Source organism: Streptomyces sp. x-80 (assembly GCF_046549095.1).
GTDB lineage: Bacteria > Actinomycetota > Actinomycetes > Streptomycetales > Streptomycetaceae > Streptomyces > Streptomyces celluloflavus.
Genome location: NZ_JAJPWM010000012.1, coordinates 1 through 18,126, shown reverse-complemented (window position 1 = coordinate 18,126; position 18,126 = coordinate 1). Strand labels below are relative to the sequence as shown.

Here is an 18,126-nt window from a genome sequence, read left to right as displayed (position 1 = left end):
TCAGGGCCGCCGGCCGGTCGCCGGGGCCCACGCCTCGGCGACCTCGATGACCAGGTCCACCACCGGGTCCTTGATATCGCTGTACGCGTCGATATGGCCGTGTTCTCGTATACCTGCCGTCACCCGTCATGTAGCGCCGAGTAGTTACGCGAGGCTGCGGTCGCGCTGTTGGAGGTTGGTGAAGTCGGCGTGCGCTTGCTCGACGGCTTCGGGGTACGCCTCCTGCTTCTCGTGCTCGGCGAGCGCCCGGTAGATGCTCGCGACGCTGGGGGCCTGTCCCTTGCGTTTGCCGGTGGGGATGATCAGGTCGGGCTGGATCTGCTCGACCGACTCGCCGTTCGCCCGGCGTCGGAGCACGGTGTGCAGCATGTCCTCGGTGATGACGGGTGGCCGGCCGCCGTGCTTGCCCTTGCGGGCCGCCGCGTCGAGCCCTTCGAGGGTCGACTCCCGGATGTTCTCCCGCTCGGTCTCCGCCATCGCCGCGAAGAACGCGAACAGCAGACGGCCCGGCCCGCTCGGGTCGTACATCCCGGGCAGGGGCCCGGCGAGCATTTCCAGAACCAGGCCGTGGGCGGTGAGGTGGTCGGCGAGCGCGGTGAGTTCGGCGGCGTCGCGCCCGAGGCGCTTCATCTCGTACACGGTGAAGATGACCCGGCAGTGCGGGGCGTGGGCCTTGATCTGGCGGGCGAGCGCGAGCACGGCCTCGTACTGGGGGCGGACCCGGACGCGGGTGCTGATCTTCTCGGAGAACACCTTGTCGCGTGGGATGCCGTGCTTGGCGAGCGCGTCGAGCTGCGACTGGAGTTCCTGGGTGAGCGTCCAAAGGGCCGTTTGTGAGACGGCCTCGGGGAACATCGGTACCGAGGTGTGGTCGGGCACCACCACCTCCGGCTCACGCCGCCGTGCAGGTCCAGCAGCGCGTCCAGCATGTGCGGGACAGCCTGTCACTCAGCCATAGCCAGCACATCGCGGACCAGACCTCGCGCGTACTCGTGATCGACGGGCAAGGCGAATACGACGTGGTGGTACAGAGGTGCGATGACATGGTCGAGGATCTGCGGGACGCTCGGTGTCTTCTCACCGCGTTCGCGGGCCCGGCTCACCACCTCCGATGCCTGCTCGCGCCGTTTCTCCGTGACCGGGCAACTCGCGACGATCTCGGTGCGGGCCGACACCATCGCGCGCAGGTATCGGGCTCGGTGGGGACGTGTGATGTCGCGGGCGATGACCTGCGCCCACTCGGTCAGATCCTGCTGGAGGGATCCGGTGTCGGGCGCTGACTCACCGTCCCGAGTCAGGGCGGCGACAGCGACTTCCTCAAGGAGAGCGTGGACGCTGTCCCAACGCCGGTAGAGCGTCGTCGGGTTGACCCCGGCCCGTTCGGCGACCACGGGAAATGTGATCTTTTCGGCGCCCTCGCCCACGAGTTCACCGACCGAGGTGTAGATCGCGGTCAGTACTCGACTGCTCCGCCCTCCGGGGCGGCTGGCGGCTGCATGGTGAGACACGTCATCAGCATACGCAAAGATCTTTGCTTCTACTATGCTGGGCCGCCCGGGTTAAAGCAAAGATCATTGCATTTCGATGGAGGTCGCGTGCTCAACCGTTCCGTTTCGTTCTTCCTGGCCGGGGCCGTGGGCGCGGCCACGCTCACTGCCGCTTCGGCGCCGTCCCCCCTCTACCCGGTCTATCAGCGCCTGTGGGACCTCTCCACGTTCACCTTGACGGTCGTTTTCGCCGTCTACGTCTTCGCCTTGCTCGCCGCCCTGTTGACCGTCGGATCGGTCTCCGACCGGGTGGGCCGTCGGCCTGTCGCCTGCGGTGCCCTGGTGCTGCTCGCTCTGGGCATGCTGCTCTTCGCCGTCGCCACAGGCGTCGGCGGCCTGATGGCCGCGCGCATTGTGCAGGGGCTTGCCGTGGGGACAGCCGCCGGCGCCACTACGGCCCTGATCATGGAGTCCGCGCCGAACCCCCGGCTCGGCTCGACCATCAGCAGCGCGGTCCCTTCCTTGGGGATAGCGATCGGCGCTGTCCTCGCCGGCGCCTTGGTGGAGTTCGCGCCACTGCCCCGCCAACTCGTCTTCTGGATCCTCACCGTCGTGTACCTGGTGCTCGCGGCACTCATCTGGCTGGTTCCCGAGAAAGCTCGATCCGACTTGCCAACCCGGGAAACGATTTGGCGGTCACTGCTGCCCAGCGCTCAACTCCCGTGGGCCACGCGGCCGGTCTTCGTCGCACTGCTGCCGTCGATCAGTGCGACGTGGGCCCTTGGCGGCTTGTACCTCTCGCTCGGATCGTCGATCCTCACCACCGTCCTCGACGTGCACAGCCACTTCGTCGCGGGCGTCATCCTCGGCGTCTTCTTCGTCGCAGGGACGGCGGGCACTGTCGCGTCGGCCTTCGCTCCGCCACGACACCGCGCATGGTTCGGCCTCGGGCCCCTCGCCATGGGCGTCCTGGTCACTATCGCAGCCATGCCGACGGGTGTACTGCCGCTCTACGTCGTCGGGTCGCTGATCGCGGGATTCGGGTTCGGGGCGACGTTCCGGTTCGCCGTCCATGCCCTCGGTGAGGCGGCACCGATCGCCCGACGGGGCCAGGTGTTCGCGACGATGTACATCGTCAGCTATCTCGCCTTCAGTGTGCCTGCGCTCGCCGCCGGGCTCGCTGTCGAGCGATTCGGGCTCAAACCAACAGCCGTCGTGTATGGAGCCCTGGACATCGCATTGGTCCTGTTCGCTCTCGTTGCCGGGACCGCCCACGCGCGTCGACGGGATGGCGAGGACGATGTTCGGCGCGATATCGCACCGCCGTTGGTCTCGCGCATTTTCGGCACGCCTCGCCACACCACGCACTACCTGGAGTGCGGACCAGCCGATGGACCGCTGATGTTCTTCCTCCACGGGTGGCCGGGCATCGGGTTGTTGTGGCGGGCCCAGATGGAGGCGTTCGCTGCCGACGGGTGGCACTGCGTCGCGCCCGATCTGCGCGGGTACGGCGAATCCTCCGCCCCGGCGGATACCGACGCCTACACCGTCGAGGAGGTCGTGATGGACCTGACGGAGCTCCACGACCATCTCGGCGGCAGAACCGCGGTCTGGATCGGCCACGACTGGGGCAGCGTCGTGGCGGGAGCAGTGGCCGCACACGAGCCGGAGCGGTGCCGCGGCGTGGTGTTGACCTCGTGGGCCTACTACCCCACCGCCAACAGCCTGCCCACGCTCGTACCCCTGGTCGACCGTCAGCTCTACCCGGCCGACCGGTATCCGGACGGACAGTGGGACTACTACCGCTACTACACGACACACTTCGAAGCGGCGGTCGCCGACCTTGACGCGGCTCCGGCGGCAACGCTGGCATCGGTTTATCAACCGGGCAGCCCCGCCGCGATCGGCGCCATCTCACCGACGGCCACGGTCACACGCGACGGCGGTCGCTTCGGCGCCGCGCACCGCGCACCGCCGACGCAGGCCGATCCGGCTCTCTGGCCACCGGCGGACTTCGACACCCTGGTGCAGGCGTTCGCAACTCACGGCTTTCGTCCTCCCTCTGCGTGGTACACCAACGACGACGCCAACATCGCTTACGCGCGCAAAGCACCCGACGGCGGGCGCCTGACGCAGCCGGTGCTGTTCGTCAACGGCGAGTGGGACGCGATCTGCAACATCTCGGGAAACCGCCAAGGCGACCCGATGCGCGCGGCCTGCGCAGATCTCACCGTGGCGCGGGTGCCTGCGGGACACTGGCTGCCGCTTGAGAGCAAGGCTCAACACATTGAAGCCATCCGCACCTGGCTCCGCTCCAAGAATCTTCGATGAGCAGCGAGATATGGGCTCGTCCGGCTCGAAGCTCCGGCAGAGCGGCGTCATCTTGCCGGGCGGTGCGGGACCTGCATGGACGTAGGGACCCGTTACCGGCCTGTAAAAGCACCACGCGAACCCCGTATCCGCAAATCACCCCGAGGCGAGCACAGTTTCCCCGGCGACGGCTTGTGCACCGGGTGCCGAGCGAGCATCCGGCACGGAAGCGGCCGGTGCGAGGACCAGCCGGGAATTCATGTCCGGTTCGAACCGGCCGTAGGGGTTCACATGCGTCCAGAACAGCGGCGACAGCGCCCGCCGGCCGGCATCAGTGAGCCTGTCCGTCCACTTCGGATCGGCCAGGACCTCCTGCATCAGTAGCGTGTTCACGTGCACCAGCGCGGACTGGAGCAGGTGCAGTGCGAGCATGGACACCTCCTGGGACTCCTTGTCCTGTCCGGCCAGGTCGCCGTCCTTGCCGTAGAAGAGGTCCTTGTTCGCGGAGTTCCAGTTCTCCACGACCTGGAGTCCTTCGTGGATCTCCTGGCGCATCTCGACGTCGGCGAGGTCGTCGCAGACGAACGCGGTCCGTACCGCCCGCCCGAGCTCCTCGATCGCCTGGTAGGTGGGGTGCTTGGGCCCGCCGCGGGTGAAGCGGCGCAGGACCTGCTCGGCCTCGGCGGTGCCCAGCCGCAGGGCGGTGGTGTACTTCACGATCTGGTCGTACTGCTGGGCGATCAGGTCCCAGTTGATGGTCCTGGTGGAGAGCACCGGGGCCAGGTTCGGCCACTTCTCGTCCTCCCCGGCCGCCGGCCGGTACAGCTTCGCCGCCCCGATGTTCTTCAGCCTCGGCATCAGCTTGAAGTCGAGCATGTGCGCGAAGGCGAACCCGACGATGGACGCGCCGTGGGTGTCGGTGTACTGCCGGTCCACTTCCATATCGGTGCAGTGCCGCAGCACGCCCTCGATCATTGAGGCGACCTCGGAGGCCGAACAAGACTTGAGCTGGGAGTAGATGCACACCGACTTTCGCTCGACGGGCCAGTAGATCATCACGCCGGGGCCGCGGTAGCGCTGGTGCCACTCGGTCATCAGGTTGGAGGACCAGGCGCCGAACTCGCGGCTGTCGGAGGCGCACGCGGTGCCGGTGCCCCACCACATCTCATCGCGGACGGCGAAGGTGGCGTTCACCAGCTTCCGCAGGGCCGCGCGCATGTTGGCCCGGTTGACGAACAGGTGCCGCACCCGGCGCAGCGTCGCTTCCGACTCGCCGTGCTTGCCGGTCACCGCGACCCGCTTGATCCCCATGTTGGTGCCCAGTGCGAACAGGACCAGCAGCAGCCTGCGCCGCAGCGCGTCCTTCGACAGCGTCTCCCTGGTGGCCACCGGCGTGAACTCGGCGATGAAGCCGGTGTCGGACTCGGCGTACTTCAGGATGTCCAGCAGGTCGATGGTGCCCCAGCGCCGCTCGATCTCGGCCTTGACCGCGACCAAGGACTCCGGCTCCTCCTGCTTGCCGCGCGGGGAGACCCTGATCCAGGGCTCGCCGTGCTTCCTCACGATCGCCACCCCGCCCGTGGTGCCCTCGGCCAGCGCGCTCTCGAAGCGGTCCAGCGAGGCGCGAAGCTTGGCCTTCAGGGCGGTGATGAACTCGCCGGAGTCCTGCGGCTGGCCCAGCGCGGCGTAGTGCACGTCCCGGTTGTCCTCGAAGTCCGCGGGCAGGTCGTCCTCCGGGTTGCGCCACCGGTTCGCCCCACCACCCAGATCTCCCGCCGGCGCACCGCGTCCCGCAGAGCGACCAGCACGCACAGCTCGTACGGGATGCGCTCGACACGGCCCTTGTCGTCCACGACCGCAGCCCGCCAGTGCTCGGGCACCACCCCGGCCAGCGGGACACTCTCCGCCGGGTCGAAGAACGCGCCCTCCTTCAACGGCTGCTCCAGATAGCGCTGGAGTAGGTCGATCGCGTCCATCACCGGACGGTAGGAGGTGTTGTTGCACTTCAGCTCCGGCGCGCCCAGCAGCGGCGAGAGCATCCGGCGCCAGTGCGCGGAGTACGACGACCGCAGCACGGTGCGGACCCGGGCCTTATAGCGGGCCTCGTTCGCCGCGGCCTACGCCGCCAGGGCCTTCAGCGTCTTCTCCCCGCCGACCACCGGACAGATCACCCGCCGCGCGGTGCCGGACGGCTCCGACAGCGCCGCCTCCGCGACCCGCAGCAGCATCGCGTCCTTGCCCCGGATCTTCTTCAGCTCGGCGTTGAGCTCCTTGTCGACCTTCCGCTCCGCACGAGTGTTGATCTTCAGGACGAGCTGGATGAACAGGTCCACCAGCGAGTCGGTGATCTCCGTCTGCCGTACGTGGCACAGCGCGGCCAGCAGCGTCAGCCGCCGCGGAGGCTTCATCCGCTCCAGGTTCGCCGGATACTCCTTCGACGCCCGCGCCCGCCACGCGTCGACCAGCTTCTCGGACACGTCGGCGAACAGGTCAGCGGGCAGCTCCAGCCGCCGGACTCGTTGAAGCTTGTTCACCTCCGCCAAGAGGCTCTCCAGGCCCGGCGCCCCCGGGTCCGCCTTCAGCTCGGCGAAGTGGGACCGGCCGCCGCCCGAAACCGAGCCCTCACCATCCCCTTCACCGGCCGTCTCGTCCTCGCTGCCGGCGACCAAGTCCTCCAGGCGCGAGCGCGTCGTGTGAGAGATCCGCTCCACCCTGCTGCGGCAGAACTGGGTCTCGAAGTCCGTGACCGCCCGGCCCACCAGCCGGCGCACCTTCGCCGGGGCCGGCGGCTCGACATGGTCGTGGCGACACCGGGCCACCACGGCCGCCATCAGACGCTCGCGAGAGAGCTCCACCGGGCACAGCTTGGCAGCCGGCCACTCCGCCGGCCGCTCCTGGTCCTCCTCGGTACCTGCCCGGAAACCGAAAGCCGTACGGATCTCCGTGCGGCGCCGAGTGATCGCCCGGCCCTGCCAGTCGTACGCGGCCCACTGCTCGGCCGGCACCTTCACTGCTCGGCCGGCACCTTCACCTGCTGGGCGACGTACGCCACCGCAGGCGCCGGGACTTCCCCCGCGCTTACAGGGAAACGCGCCTCGACCTCGAAGAACTTCAGCAACAGGGCAGAGCCCAGCCGGTTCACCCCCGTCTTGTTCCGGAGCCGCACAACCTCGCCCTCAAGAAGCGTCCAGACCTCGATCAGGTCCTCCGGCTCCCACTCCTGCCGCACCGATGCCTCCGCGCCTCAACCAACTGGATCTCCACATCGTGGCGACCACCCACCCCAACTGGACAGAAAACGCAGAACCACACAGCCTCATCACGTTCTGCTACATGACGGGTGGCGACAGCTATACGAGAACACGGCCGATATCGGGGATCCGGTGCGCCAGTTCCCGCTTGAACCGGGCGTACGCCGGTACCGCCTCCGGATGCGCCCGGAACCAGTCGCGGAACAGCAGCGCCAGCCGCTCGTTGGGCGACCCCACCCGCCGCACATGCAGGTTGACGTCCGGACCGGGTCCGCCGCGCCGCAGCCACAACCGCTTGGTCCAGCGCTCGGGATCGTCCGTACGGCCGGCCGGGACGTGATCGTGCTCGTACGGTGAGCGGGTGAACCCGGCGCCCGACAGCGGCGCTTCGAAGGTCCGCGCGGCCTCCGGCAGATCCGCCACGCCGACCTGGATATCGAAGACCGCCACGCCGACCTGGAGATCGAAGACCGGTTTGGCGTCCAGGCCCGGTACCGCCGTACTCCCGATGTGCTCCACCCGCAGCGCCGACGGTCCGAGCAGCGCGCCCAACTCCGCGGCCAGCTGCCGGTCTTCGGCCGCCCGCCCCGGATGCGCATCGACCACGACGGCCCGCATCGCGCATGGCCGCCCGCCTCGGCCGCCAGCTCCAGGAAGGCATCGTGCAGCCGTCCGTTGGTGATCAGCACGGACCCGTCGCCCGCCAGTACCGGAGCCCCGGCGAGATCGGTCACCCGGCCGCCCGCCTCCGCCACGATCACCGGCAGCGGCGCACGGTCCGCGTAGCCCATCGCGGGCCCCGCGGTCACCCAGGCATCGGCCCGCCCGGTGACCACACCGACGACCCCGCCCCCGGACGGCGTCAAGGACACCCGCCGGTGCAGCGCCGTCAGCAGCGATTCCGGCCGGCCCGCGGAGGTGTGCATCCGGGTCCTGGCTCCGGTGAGCACGTTCCGTTCGCCGACCCGCAGCCGTCGGCCGTGCGCCGGGTCCGGTGCGTCGCCGGGCAGCAGTCAGCAGTCAGCAGTCAGCGGCCAGCAGCCGAGCCCGCGCCCGGCCGCCACCGTCCGGCGGCTCATCGGTACGTGGATCACGCCGACCGCCGGGCCGAACTCGTCCTCGTACGCGAGGTGGAGGGGTGAAGGACGGATCGCTGTCGGAGAACTGCTTCGTGCCGTTGAGAGGCCGGTGATCCAGCGGCGGCCGGACGTTCCCAGGCGCGGCCCGCTCTCCTCGCCGTGGACGGCGTCCGCCGGGAACGCCGCGGACAGCTCACCGCGGACGAACGCCTCGATGTCCGTGTCGGCCTCGGTCACCTCGGTGCCGTCCGTCTTGCGGGCGGCGTTCCGGCAGGTCTCGGCGAAGAAGCCCGCGGCGGCCCTGCGGCCGGCCGCGGCGGCCGGCCGCACGGCGAAGTCGAACACCTTCCGGTCGGCGGGCGGGCCGGCCGAGCCGGCGGGACGGGAAGGGCCGGAATCGAGGGGTGCGGGGAATGCGGGGGACGCGGGAGGAGTGGCGGATGTGGGGAAGGGCGGGGGAGCGGCGGAGGTTTCGGATGTGGTCGTGGGGCCAGTCTCGGGGACCGCCGTCCGAGGGCGAGTTCCCGGCCCGTGCCGTCGGCCGTGCGGAGCGTTCCGTACGCCGGCTCAGTCCGTGAGGGAGTCCCAGAACATCTGCTCGTACGCCTGGAGGAGGCGGCCGTAGCGGTGCGCCGCGGCAGGCTGTGACTGGCCCGTGTCGAGGCCGTGCTGGACGGCCGCGCGGGCCTGGTCCGCAAGGTCCGGCGCCGGTTCGGCGAAGAACGCGAAGAAGCCGCGGGCGGTGTCCGGGAAGGCGTAGTGGTCCTGCGTCGCACGGGCCACGGTGGCGCAGTAGCCGCCCCAGGCGGCGAAGTTGGCAGTGAGGGCGATCACCACATCGGCCGGTTCGGCGCCGAGGGCGAGGCGCGCCACGTAGGAGGGGTACGCCTGGCAGCCGGGCCGCGGCCGGTAGGCGGCGCGGTCTTGCACGGTCAGCCCGCAGGCGTCCGCCAGACCGGCCAGCTCCTCCAGGGCCAGCGCCTCGCCCCTGGCGAGCAGGTCGAAGAAGTCGGCCACGGGCGGGTCGCCGTCGGCCCGGCGCGCCAGGTGCTGAAAGCTGATGCGGTCCGACGTGATCACCTGTTGCTGTTCGAGGGCGAAGGTGGTGAACACCGCGCGTGGCGCCTCGCCCGCCGCGATCCGCGGGACGAGCCGGTTGGCGTCGGCGTCCGGGGCGAGGGCGCGTACGGCGTCGTCGAGGACGGCGGTCGCGGTCGGGAGCGGAGCATCGGCGGGTCGGGCCATGGTGTCGTCTCCTCCGTGTGCGGTCGCGAGGGTGGCCAGGGCCTCAGCAGGACGGCCCGGCCCTCAGGTTAGGACGCGGGGAGGGGCGCTGGTCAGCTCGCGGGAGGGGCGCCGGGGCGTGTCGTCGGGGCGTCGTTCGCCCGTACGGCGGTCCCGTGGTGTCCGGTGTGGTGCATCGCGGGGCGGAGGTACGCCCCGATACCGGGGTATCGGGGCTGTCGGCGTTATGGGGCGTTCGTCGTATGGATGACCCTCTCCGTCTCCCTCTGCTCAGCTCCGGGCCTGCTCGACAAGAGCGGGGGCGGCAAGGACACGTGACGGAGGAGGTATCCCATGGCATGTGCTGCGCTGTCTTCAGTAGGTTCTGCGGATGCGGCAATTCGCGGACATCCAAGACCTGTCGGGGCTCGTGCGGGACGCACTGGGAGCCGGCTGCCGCGTTGTCGCGGTGGACCGGTTGCGCGGGGGGAGCAGGAAAGGGGTGTACCGGGTCCGCCTTGAGGGGACCCGCGCGTCGAGCGTGATCGTCTACAGCTGGGCGGCGGCTGAGAACTTCTGGCCGGGCGCACGAGAGGCCGATCCGGCCGACCCGTTCGCGCCCGCCTCCGGGCTGGTCCCGTTCCTGGCCGCGCAGCGGTGCTTGGACGGCGTCGGGGCACGGGTGCCGCGGGTACTCCTGGCGGATGACAGCCGGCGCCGCTATCCGGCGGACGTCGCCGTGGTCGAGGACGTCTCCGGCGGCACGCTCGAAGCCCTCCTCGAAACCGACCCCGCGCGCGCCGCGGGCGCTCTGGGTGAGCTCGCCCGGATGCTTGAAGTGATGCACCGGCACCGGGCCCGGCACTACGGCCGGGTGGACCTGCCGGACCGGGGCGGTTCCGCGTCCGGGCTCCCGTGCGAGCGACGGGTCCTCGACCGCGCCCTGCGGGACCTTGCGGAGGCGGCGGAGCGCGAGGGCAGGATCGCGACAGCCGGCGCCGCGCTCCGCGACCGTCTGCGGGAGCTGGCCGATCGCGTGCGCCCGCGCACGGAGTACGGACTGATCCACGGAGAACTCGGGCCCGACCACGTCCTGGTCGACGCCGACGGCCACCCCGTCCTGATCGACATCGAAGGTCTGATGTACTTCGACGTCGAGTGGGAGCACGTCTTCCTCCAACTCCGCTTCGGCGAGCGGTACTCCGTACTGTCCCGGCCCGGCCTCGATCCGCGGCGGCTCGACCTCTACCTGCTCGCGATGCGTCTGTCGCTGGTGGCCGGTCCGCTGCGGCTCCTCGACGGTGACTTCCCCGACCGGGCGGTCATGCGGGGGATCGCGGAGCACAACATGAAAGAGGCGCTGGCGCTCTTGCGGCGGGGGGAGGCCGCGGAGGCGCGGGGCGGGCGGAACGCTCGCCCCTCCGCTCCTCGAACCCGGGAGAGCGCATCCCCGGACCGGCACCATGAGTGGCCATGAATGATCAGGAAACCCCTACCGCCCAGGCTCTGCGCTTGGTCACGACCCTCTTCCCACACGCTCTGGGCGCCGTGCTGGGAGGCTCGGCCGCCCGTGGGCGTGCCACTCCGACGAGCGATCTCGACGTGGCCGTCCTCCTGCCGGACTCGGATACCAGCCGTCGGGAGGTGATACGCCACGAGGGCCGCCTGGCCGAGCTGTTCCTGAACACCCTCGCGGACATACCGGAATTCTTCCGGTGGGACAGCGCCCGCCGTCGTGGCACGGTCCTGTTCATCTATGACCAGGGGCTGCCCTTGACCGACCCCCACGGCCATCTCTCCCGTACGCGCGAACAGGCCCGAGCGGTGCTCGCGGCCGGCCCGCCTCGGCTCACCCCGGCGGAACGGGAACGAGGCCGCTACGGCCTCACCTGCTTCCTGGACGACCTGATCGACACCCCGCCGACCGATCGGTACGCACAGCTCTCCCTCGCCGACTCCACCCTGCGTGAGGCGACGCACCTGCTCACCGCCCACCACAACGCCTGGACGGGCATCGGCAAGTGGCTGCCGCGCAGGCTGCTCGACGCGGACCCGGTACGGGGCAAGGCCCTGCTGGACGGCCATCGGGCGGTGGCCGAAGGCGCCGACCCGGCCCCGTTGGCGGCCGCGGCCGAGCAGGTGCTCGGGCTGCTCGGCGGACCGCTGAGGGAAGGCTACGTACACCGCTGGCGCCCCTGATGCGCCGAGCGGTCCGAGCTGTCCGCCATCGCCCGCAGCCCCAAGGTATGGCTGGTGCCGCGCCGCCGCCGGGTGCGGATGGCATGTGAACGGTAGCCCTGGAACCCGCCCTCCTCGTGGGGCAGACTTGATCGCGACAATCACCGGGGACATGACATGGGGGGCGAGCGTGCGGAAGCAGGACAGGCGACGGCGCGGCGTAAGGATGTGTGCGGGAGCCGGAGTTGCCCTCGTGCTCGCGGTACTCGCCGGGTGCGGCCGCGCCGGGGGCGAGCAGGCCGGGCCGACGGCTCTCCCCAGTACGCCTGCCCGTGCGGCCTCGACCCCGGCCGGCCCGGCCACGCCGACGAGTGCACCCGGTGACTATCCGCGGGACGTGTGCCTGGGCAAGGTGCCCGGCAACTCTCAAGGCCACTACAAGGGGCCGGGTCCGCACCCGGCGGACGTCATCCAGTTGGAGACGGTCGACCTCGCTACGCCGGCCAATATCCACCTGCCGCCACGGTGGACACCGCAGAACTCGTCCACGAAGGAAGGTGCGACCGGCTCCCAGCTCGTCATCTGCCTGACGCCGTTGCCCGGACACTCCGCGGCGACCACGGGCCGGTGCATGTACGCGAAGCCCGGCGGGTACGACCTCAGTCTCCGTCTCCTCGTCGATGTGTCCTATCAGGTCACCGTCCGGACAGCGGACACCGGCCGCCAGTTGCGGAGCTTCGAGCTCAAGGGCGATGCGTCCGACCGCGACTCCTGCCCGAACCTCGCGCCGCCGGAGAGCGAGCAGATCCCCCGCATCGTCTCGGCCACCACACTCGTGGCCAAGCTCAAACCCCTCCTCGACGGGACGGCGAGCTGACCCGCACGTCGCGGCCGGGATCGGGGGTTCGCCGTTCGGCCGGGTACGGGCAGGGGGTTCGGCTGACGCGGGTCGGTTGATCCACTGTGCCGGGTGGGATAGCAAGGGCGCATGATACGAGGCGAGAAGGTCGCACTGCGGACCCGGCGGGACAGCGATGTCCCCGTTTTCCAGGCCGAGTTGTACGAGGACGTGGCGACGCGGTCGCGCGCCGGCTCCGAGCCCTGGCGGCCCCTCCCGCCGGATGCGGCGGACTCTCCCGCCGCGGTGGCCGCGCCGTCGGACCGGCGGGCGTACTTCTCGGTCGTGGAACTGGCGTCGCAGGAGCTGGCCGGCGAGGCCCTGCTGGCGGGTATCGATATGCACAACAGGTCGGCCCACCTGGGGATCTCCATGCTCCCCGCCTTCCAGGGGCGGGGGCTGGGCGCCGATGTCGTCCGGGTGCTGTGCGAGTACGGATTCGCCGTACGCGGTCTGCACCGGCTACAGATCGAGACCCTCGCCGACAACACCGCGATGATCACGGCTGCGACGAGAGCCGGCTTCTCCGTCGAGGGCACCCTGCGGCGCTCCGCCTGGGTGTACGGAGCCTTCGTCGACCTGGTCGTCCTCGGCCTGCTCGCCGAGGAGTGGGCACCGTGAGTACGGGCGGTCGAGGGCGCCCGCGCGGTCCGGGACCGGCCCACCGCCGATCCGCGGGACAGCCGGCCCACGGCGGCCCGCGTTCCTCCGGGGCGGGGACACAGTCCTCGCCCGGACCGCTCCCGGGGCGGGGCCCGGTGCCGATGAGTGCCGGGCCCCGCCGATGTCCGTCCACCCGGGCCGCGCACCTGCGCGCGGCCCCGGGTCAGCGCAGAATCACCTCGTTCACCTCGGGGGCCGCCGTCCCCGTGCGCCAGGCCAGCCGTACGCCCTCGACGGTGCCGCCGCCCGTCGCGAGCCGTGTGCAGGCGCCGGACAGGGTGCCGAGCGTGCGCCAGGTGCCGTCCGTACGGACCTGGACCCGGGCGGCTTTCGGCGGTGCGCCCTGCGGGCGGAGCACCACCACGGACCGCGCGGTGCGGGGTGCGGCCGGGGTGAACTCCAGTGACTCGCCGGACTGCGCCGCCCGCGCCGCGCGGTAGGCGGTTGCCGGGTCGCCGTCCGCCGCCGCCCCGAGCGCGCTGCCCGCCGCCGCGGGCGGGCCGCCGGTCACCGTGTCCGCCCCGGCGACCGTGAACTCCCGCACCGCCAGCCAGTTGTCCTGGGCCTGCGTGGCACGGGCCCGCACATACCGGGCCACGGTGCCGGCCGGCGGATCGGCCGTGACCTCCGCCGTGCCGTCGAAGGCGGCCAACTGCCGCCAGTGCGTGGCATCCGCGGAGTATTCGAGAACGCCGTGGTGGAGGTAGTCGTCCGGGCTGCCGCTCTTGCCCATCGCGAGGGTGAGCCGGCCCAGCGGACGCTCGGTGTGCAGATCCAGCGCGACATAGGACCCGGCCTTCGGGGCGGCGCCGCTCCAGAAGTAGCCGGCGTCGTCGCCGTCGGTCACCCGGGAGACGGTGTTGTCCTGGTAGGCGGCGAGATCGGTCGAGGCCGTGGGACGGCCGCTCACCCCGAGCGCCGCGTCATGCGCCGCGACCGCGCTCTCGACGAAGGTGTCCAGCACCCCGTCGGCGACCCGTGCCGGGATCTTCTTGCCGTTCAGATCGACATAGACGAAGGACCTGGCGGCCCGTACCAACTCGGGTATGCGCTGCCGCAGCTGCCACGCCTTCGCGTCCTCGCCCGCGCGGGTCGCCTCGATCAGCTTCAGCGCCGTACGCGCCGCGGTGCCCCAGGCGTGCGTCGCGTCCAGCCAGGGCCCGCTGTCCTGGAGGAAGCCCCGGTCCGCGAGCCGGTCGCGCAGCACCGCCGGCGCGTCCTGGACGGTGCGCAGCGCCGCGTCCAGCCGCCGCGCGTCGCCGTCCTCGCCGAACGCGTCGACGGCGGCGGCCAGTTCGGGCGACTGCCGTGGGTTGAGGACCGAGTAGTAGTTGGCGTCCGCGAAGGCCCGGAGCGCTCGCGCGGTGCGGGCGTCGCCGCCGGCCAGTTCGTCGATCGCCGCGCCCCAGGAGGCGCGCGCGTCGTAAGCCTGGTCGTTCCACGCGTAGTCGGCGACCGTGTGCAGCGCGATCTTGGACGCGGCGGGCTGGATCATCGGGTTCGCGGTGATCCCCGCCAGTTGCTCGGGCAGCCCTTTCTCCCGCCCGTTGAACGGGCCGAGCAGCAGCCGGTCGGCCGCGTAGTCGTTGACCGGGTAGTTGTCCCAGGTGAGGATCGGATGCCCGAAGACCTCCCGGGCCCGCTGCGCCTCGGCGACGGACATCGTCGGCGCGACCACACCCACGCCCGTCCACTCCACCAGCACGTTCTTGTCCAGCTGCGCCGCCAGCGCCTGCTTGTACGGCGAGGGCTGCACGTCGTAGTACTCGGTCGGCACGGTCTGGAGCGGCTCGGCGCCCGGGTGCTCGGCGATGAACTCCTGATGGACGCGGTTGAGCAGGTGCGCCTGTGCGGCACCGGCCGCCCCGCCGCCGGTCCCGAACCGGTCCTTGTCCGCGGCGCAGTTCCAGTTCGTGTAGCTGATGTCGTCCAGCGGCACCGCGAAGGTCCGGACGCCGATGTCCCACAGTGTCTGGAACTTCGCCGTCAGCGCGGTGACGTCCGCGTCGGAGCTGTAGCAGACGGACAGGCCGGGGGAGAGGGCGTAGGTGAACTCCACATGGCGGGCCCGCGCCCGGTCCACCAGCTCCTTGAGCTGGGCCAGCCGGTCCGCGGGGTAGGCGTCGCGCCACTTCGCCCGCAGATACGCGTCGTCCTTGGGCGAGTAGACGTAGATGTTCATCTTGTGCTCGCCGTAGAAGTCGAGCTGGTCCAGGCGGGCCTGGTGCGACCAGGGGGTGCCGTAGAAGCCCTCGATGACACCGCGCAGCGGGGTGGCGGGCCAGTCCCGTACGGCGGTGCCCTGGATGCGGGCGCCGGGCCGGTCGCGGTGCGGCAGCAGCTGCCGCAGCGACTGGGCGGCGTAGTACGTGCCGGTGGCGTCCTTGCCGGCCAGCGCGATCCGGCCGTCGCCGACGGCCAGCGCGTAGCCCTCCGCGGGCAGCCCGTCGGTGCCGCGCGCGCCCAGCCGCTTCAGTTCCCGCGCCGCGCCCGAGCCGTCCACGTAGACGGTCAGCTGCTCGCCGGCGGCGGCCCGCGCGGACCGGACGACCCGCGCGGCGCCCGCTGCCTTGAGGGACTTCTCGACGAGCGCCAGGGCGGGCGCGTCGGCCCTGGGGTCCGCGACGACGGTCACGGACGGGGTGACGGTGACCCGGTCGGACCGGGCCTGGACGGACCGGGGGGCGGGGGAGAGCGAGGTGGCGGCCGCCGGTCCGTCCGGGGCGCGGGCGGGGCCCGCGGTCGCGGCGGCGGCCGGTGGCCCCGCCAGGCCCGTCAGGGGGAGCGCGGCCAGGGCCAGGGCGAACGCGGTGGCCGCCGCGGTACGCGTACGGTGCATCCTTCGGTCCTCCTCGGTACAGCGAGGTTCAGGGACAGCTGTGCTGGGTGCGCAGTGATCTCTGGAGAGCTGTGTGGAGCGAGTGGGAGTGCGGAAGAAGGCTGCACCCCGTGGCCGCGGCGGGGCAATGGACTTTCCCCTCGGAGGGATGGACGTTGCCGAGACGGTTCGGCCGGCGTCCGGTCATCCGGCAGCGGGGGCGGCGGGGGTCCGCGGTCCACCGGGCGGTGGCGCACACGGGGACCACGGGTGGGCTGTTGGGGGTCCCGACGGAGGGGAGTCCTCGCTGCGGCGGGGAGCCCTCGCCGTACGGGGCTGGTCGGGGCCCGTGAGGTGCTGGTGGGGCCCTTAGGTGGCGACGGGGCGGCGCGCGGGTCTTTGTCCGCGGGGCGCCGCCCCTGCCCGTCAGCGGGTCTTGGCGATGATCACCAGCAGGCTCATGAAGGCCAGCAGCACATGTGTGGCGACGACGTAGATGAACACCCGCACATACAGTCCGCGGGGTGCCTTGTTCTCGACGTACACCCGGGCGGGCGCCGCGTCGGCGAGCGGCTCCGCGGGCGGCGGCGTGGTCTCCGGGGACGTCTGGGGGGACGAGGGAGTGGTCTGGTCAGGCACGGTGTACGGTCCTTCCCTTCCGGAACGGTGCGGCACGGGTGGGGGCACGGAGATCGTCCGCGCCCCCGGCATCACAGGCCGCGGCGCGGCGCGGCGTCACCCAGGCACAGCTCGGCGGTGCCGCTCTGCATCAGGGTGTGCACGAACAAGAGGTCTGTCCCGCCCGGTGAGGCGGCGGCGATACGGTGCGGGGTCAGCGAGTCGAAGTGCGCCGCGTCCCCCGGATCCAGCAGATGAACGGCCTCTCCGAGGGTCAGTCGCAGCTGCCCGTTGAGGACGTAGAGCCACTCCTCGCCCGGGTGCACCCGCACCAGGTCACCCTGCGCACGCTGCGGTACGTGCAGCCGCAGCGCCTGCATCGCCCGCCCGGCGCCACCCACCGTCCAGTAGGTCCAGCCGCCGGCCCCCGACGGCTCGGTGCGGTTCGCCCGCAGGATCGGGTCGCGCTCGGGCGCGGTCTCGCCGAGGAGGTCGGATACCGTGGTTCCGTACGTACGGGCCAGCGCCAGCAGCATCGGCAGCGACGGCTGGCGGCGATTGGTCTCCAGCCGGGACAGATGGGCGGGCGACAGCCCGACCCTCCGGGCCGCGGCCTCCAGCGTCAGCCCACTGTGACGCCGCAGGTCACGCAGGCGGGGTGCGACGGTGGACAGGTCCTCGGGCGGGATGCCGGGGGGCTCGTCTAGGAGCTCGGTCATGCTCCCGGTATAACGAGACTTCGCCTCAGAGGCAAAAAATTTGCCTCTGAGGCAAAGCGGCCCGGCCTGGTTCGCGGGGTGCGGGGCTGCCTGTTATGTCCGGTGAGCGCCTGTCGGGGGAGGCTGCCGGGGCGCGGGTGGGTGACCGGCGGGCGAGCGCCGGTGGGCCAACTGGGGTGACCTTGTGAACTCCCGGGAAACATCCGCCCGTTGGGATTGACAGGCTCATGTCTACGCGCGTCATCCTGTGGGGCATGAGAATCCCCCCACGCATCACCAGGATCGGCGCCGCGGGCGCCCTCGCGTCGGCCCTTCTCCTCGGCGGGACCGCGGTCACCGCCGCGCCGGCCGCCGCGGCGACCCACCCCGCCACCGCGTACGCCATCACGGCGCACGCCTCGGCCGGGCACCTCAAGTCCGTCGGCGACATCTGCTACTCCGACCTGCCCTCCCAGGCGCACGACACCCTGAAGCTGATCGACAAGGGCGGCCCCTTCCCGTATCCGAAGGACGGCACGGTCTTCGACAACCGGGAGGGCATCCTCCCGTCCCAGACGTCCGGCTACTACCACGAGTACACCGTCGTCACGCCGGGCTCGCCCAACCGTGGTGCCCGCCGCATCGTGGCCGGCCAGCAGACGGAAGAGGACTACTACACCTCTGACCACTACGAGTCGTTCGACCTCGTCGACCGCAGCTGCTGACGCGGCGGACGGGAACAGCGGCGGGGGGGGGGGGGGGGGGCCCCCCCCCCCACCGCCGTGACCGGGGTCAGGCGCGCAGCGACTCCCAGCGGTTGCCCTCGCGGGTGTCGGTGGTCTTGTAGCCGTCCCGGATGTCGCCGAGGACCTGGTGGCCGGCGGTGAGCGTGGTCCGCATCT

General features: G+C 71.2%; 19 protein-coding genes and 1 pseudogene. 6 read left to right on the top strand and 14 right to left on the bottom strand.

Translation table 11 applies throughout. The features are described 5' to 3' along the window. The 3 genes from ACLJWH_RS23980 to ACLJWH_RS23970 all read right to left on the bottom strand — a co-directional run bounded on the left by ACLJWH_RS23980 (position 1) and on the right by ACLJWH_RS23970 (position 1,508). Positions 1-123, bottom strand: a complete 123-nt coding sequence (locus ACLJWH_RS23980; protein WP_411143796.1) for a hypothetical protein — start codon at positions 121-123, stop codon at positions 1-3. A gap of 21 nt (positions 124-144) precedes the next feature. After that, complete coding sequence (locus tag ACLJWH_RS23975; RefSeq protein ID WP_411143795.1) at positions 145-879, bottom strand: recombinase family protein; 735 nt, start codon at positions 877-879, stop codon at positions 145-147. Positions 880-944: 65 nt separating this feature from the next. Beyond that, complete coding sequence (locus ACLJWH_RS23970) at positions 945-1,508, bottom strand: TetR/AcrR family transcriptional regulator C-terminal ligand-binding domain-containing protein (RefSeq protein ID WP_411143794.1); 564 nt, start codon at positions 1,506-1,508, stop codon at positions 945-947. An 87-nt stretch (positions 1,509-1,595) separates the two neighbouring features. Between ACLJWH_RS23970 and ACLJWH_RS23965 the strand changes: the two genes are divergently transcribed. Beyond that, the gene (locus ACLJWH_RS23965; protein ID WP_411143793.1) at positions 1,596-3,818 is read left to right on the top strand and encodes an alpha/beta fold hydrolase; all 2,223 of its coding nucleotides are present in this window, start codon (positions 1,596-1,598) and stop codon (positions 3,816-3,818) included. Between the two features lie 135 nt (positions 3,819-3,953). On the opposite strand, the gene ACLJWH_RS23960 is transcribed toward ACLJWH_RS23965, so the two are convergent. The 8 genes and pseudogenes from ACLJWH_RS23960 to ACLJWH_RS23925 form a co-directional block, all read right to left on the bottom strand. After that, positions 3,954-5,492, bottom strand: coding sequence for a transposase (locus tag ACLJWH_RS23960; RefSeq protein WP_411143792.1), 1,539 nt, complete (start codon positions 5,490-5,492; stop codon positions 3,954-3,956). Continuing rightward, positions 5,435-5,872: a hypothetical protein gene (locus tag ACLJWH_RS23955; RefSeq protein ID WP_411143791.1), complete on the bottom strand. Its 438-nt coding sequence runs from the start codon at positions 5,870-5,872 to the stop codon at positions 5,435-5,437. Before ACLJWH_RS23955 ends, ACLJWH_RS23960 begins: the two co-directional genes overlap by 58 nt. 42 nt (positions 5,873-5,914) lie before the next feature. Next, on the bottom strand, positions 5,915-6,808 hold the full coding sequence (locus ACLJWH_RS23950) for a DUF4158 domain-containing protein (RefSeq protein WP_411143790.1): 894 nt from the start codon (positions 6,806-6,808) through the stop codon (positions 5,915-5,917). Next, complete coding sequence (locus tag ACLJWH_RS23945) at positions 6,805-7,026, bottom strand: DUF4158 domain-containing protein (RefSeq protein ID WP_411143789.1); 222 nt, start codon at positions 7,024-7,026, stop codon at positions 6,805-6,807. The genes ACLJWH_RS23950 and ACLJWH_RS23945 overlap by 4 nt, the downstream gene beginning before the upstream one ends. A 121-nt stretch (positions 7,027-7,147) precedes the next feature. Beyond that, positions 7,148-7,654: a GrpB family protein gene (locus ACLJWH_RS23940; RefSeq protein ID WP_411143788.1), complete on the bottom strand. Its 507-nt coding sequence runs from the start codon at positions 7,652-7,654 to the stop codon at positions 7,148-7,150. 44 nt (positions 7,655-7,698) lie between these two features. Further along, positions 7,699-7,974 (bottom strand): annotated as a pseudogene (locus tag ACLJWH_RS23935) (inositol monophosphatase family protein); the annotation flags it as partial. An 87-nt stretch (positions 7,975-8,061) separates the two neighbouring features. Then, positions 8,062-8,472, bottom strand: coding sequence for a hypothetical protein (locus ACLJWH_RS23930; RefSeq protein WP_411143787.1), 411 nt, complete (start codon positions 8,470-8,472; stop codon positions 8,062-8,064). A gap of 222 nt (positions 8,473-8,694) precedes the next feature. After that, entirely contained in the window at positions 8,695-9,372 is a 678-nt protein-coding gene (locus tag ACLJWH_RS23925) for a transcriptional regulator (protein WP_411143786.1), read from the bottom strand. A 370-nt stretch (positions 9,373-9,742) separates the two neighbouring features. On the opposite strand from ACLJWH_RS23925, the gene ACLJWH_RS23920 reads away from it, so the two are divergent. From ACLJWH_RS23920 to ACLJWH_RS23905, 4 genes are all read left to right on the top strand, one after another. Then, a complete protein-coding gene (locus ACLJWH_RS23920) occupies positions 9,743-10,828 on the top strand; it encodes a phosphotransferase (RefSeq protein ID WP_411143785.1) in 1,086 nt (361 codons plus the stop codon). After that, positions 10,825-11,550 (top strand): nucleotidyltransferase domain-containing protein, encoded by a 726-nt coding sequence (locus ACLJWH_RS23915; RefSeq protein WP_411143784.1) that lies wholly within the window; start codon positions 10,825-10,827, stop codon positions 11,548-11,550. The genes ACLJWH_RS23920 and ACLJWH_RS23915 overlap by 4 nt, the downstream gene beginning before the upstream one ends. A 232-nt stretch (positions 11,551-11,782) precedes the next feature. Further along, positions 11,783-12,406 carry a hypothetical protein gene (locus ACLJWH_RS23910; protein ID WP_411143783.1) on the top strand — a complete coding sequence of 208 codons (624 nt, stop codon included), beginning with the start codon at positions 11,783-11,785 and terminating at the stop codon, positions 12,404-12,406. A 111-nt stretch (positions 12,407-12,517) separates the two neighbouring features. Next, complete coding sequence (locus ACLJWH_RS23905) at positions 12,518-13,048, top strand: GNAT family N-acetyltransferase (protein WP_411143782.1); 531 nt, start codon at positions 12,518-12,520, stop codon at positions 13,046-13,048. Between the two features lie 205 nt (positions 13,049-13,253). Here ACLJWH_RS23905 and ACLJWH_RS23900 read toward each other — a convergent pair whose 3' ends face one another. The 3 genes from ACLJWH_RS23900 to ACLJWH_RS23890 form a co-directional block, all read right to left on the bottom strand. Beyond that, positions 13,254-15,929 (bottom strand): beta-N-acetylglucosaminidase domain-containing protein, encoded by a 2,676-nt coding sequence (locus ACLJWH_RS23900; protein ID WP_411143781.1) that lies wholly within the window; start codon positions 15,927-15,929, stop codon positions 13,254-13,256. 405 nt (positions 15,930-16,334) lie between these two features. Then, the gene (locus tag ACLJWH_RS23895) at positions 16,335-16,547 is read right to left on the bottom strand and encodes a DUF6126 family protein (RefSeq protein ID WP_411143780.1); all 213 of its coding nucleotides are present in this window, start codon (positions 16,545-16,547) and stop codon (positions 16,335-16,337) included. 71 nt (positions 16,548-16,618) lie between these two features. Further along, positions 16,619-17,245 (bottom strand): helix-turn-helix domain-containing protein, encoded by a 627-nt coding sequence (locus ACLJWH_RS23890; RefSeq protein ID WP_411143779.1) that lies wholly within the window; start codon positions 17,243-17,245, stop codon positions 16,619-16,621. A gap of 254 nt (positions 17,246-17,499) precedes the next feature. Between ACLJWH_RS23890 and ACLJWH_RS23885 the strand changes: the two genes are divergently transcribed. Then, positions 17,500-17,949, top strand: a complete 450-nt coding sequence (locus tag ACLJWH_RS23885) for a ribonuclease domain-containing protein (RefSeq protein ID WP_411143778.1) — start codon at positions 17,500-17,502, stop codon at positions 17,947-17,949. Positions 17,950-18,126 lie beyond the last annotated feature (177 nt).

What these genes read in the sequence shown, in the direction of transcription:
- ACLJWH_RS23925 (WP_411143786.1), bottom strand. Translation starts at nt 9,372, where the DNA reads ATGGCCCGACCCGCCGATGCTCCGCTCCCGACCGCGACCGCCGTCCTC.
- ACLJWH_RS23920 (WP_411143785.1), top strand. Translation starts at nt 9,743, where the DNA reads ATGCGGCAATTCGCGGACATCCAAGACCTGTCGGGGCTCGTGCGGGAC.
- ACLJWH_RS23915 (WP_411143784.1), top strand. Translation starts at nt 10,825, where the DNA reads ATGAATGATCAGGAAACCCCTACCGCCCAGGCTCTGCGCTTGGTCACG.
- ACLJWH_RS23905 (WP_411143782.1), top strand. Translation starts at nt 12,518, where the DNA reads ATGATACGAGGCGAGAAGGTCGCACTGCGGACCCGGCGGGACAGCGAT.
- ACLJWH_RS23900 (WP_411143781.1), bottom strand. Translation starts at nt 15,929, where the DNA reads ATGCACCGTACGCGTACCGCGGCGGCCACCGCGTTCGCCCTGGCCCTG.
- ACLJWH_RS23890 (WP_411143779.1), bottom strand. Translation starts at nt 17,245, where the DNA reads ATGACCGAGCTCCTAGACGAGCCCCCCGGCATCCCGCCCGAGGACCTG.
- ACLJWH_RS23885 (WP_411143778.1), top strand. Translation starts at nt 17,500, where the DNA reads ATGAGAATCCCCCCACGCATCACCAGGATCGGCGCCGCGGGCGCCCTC.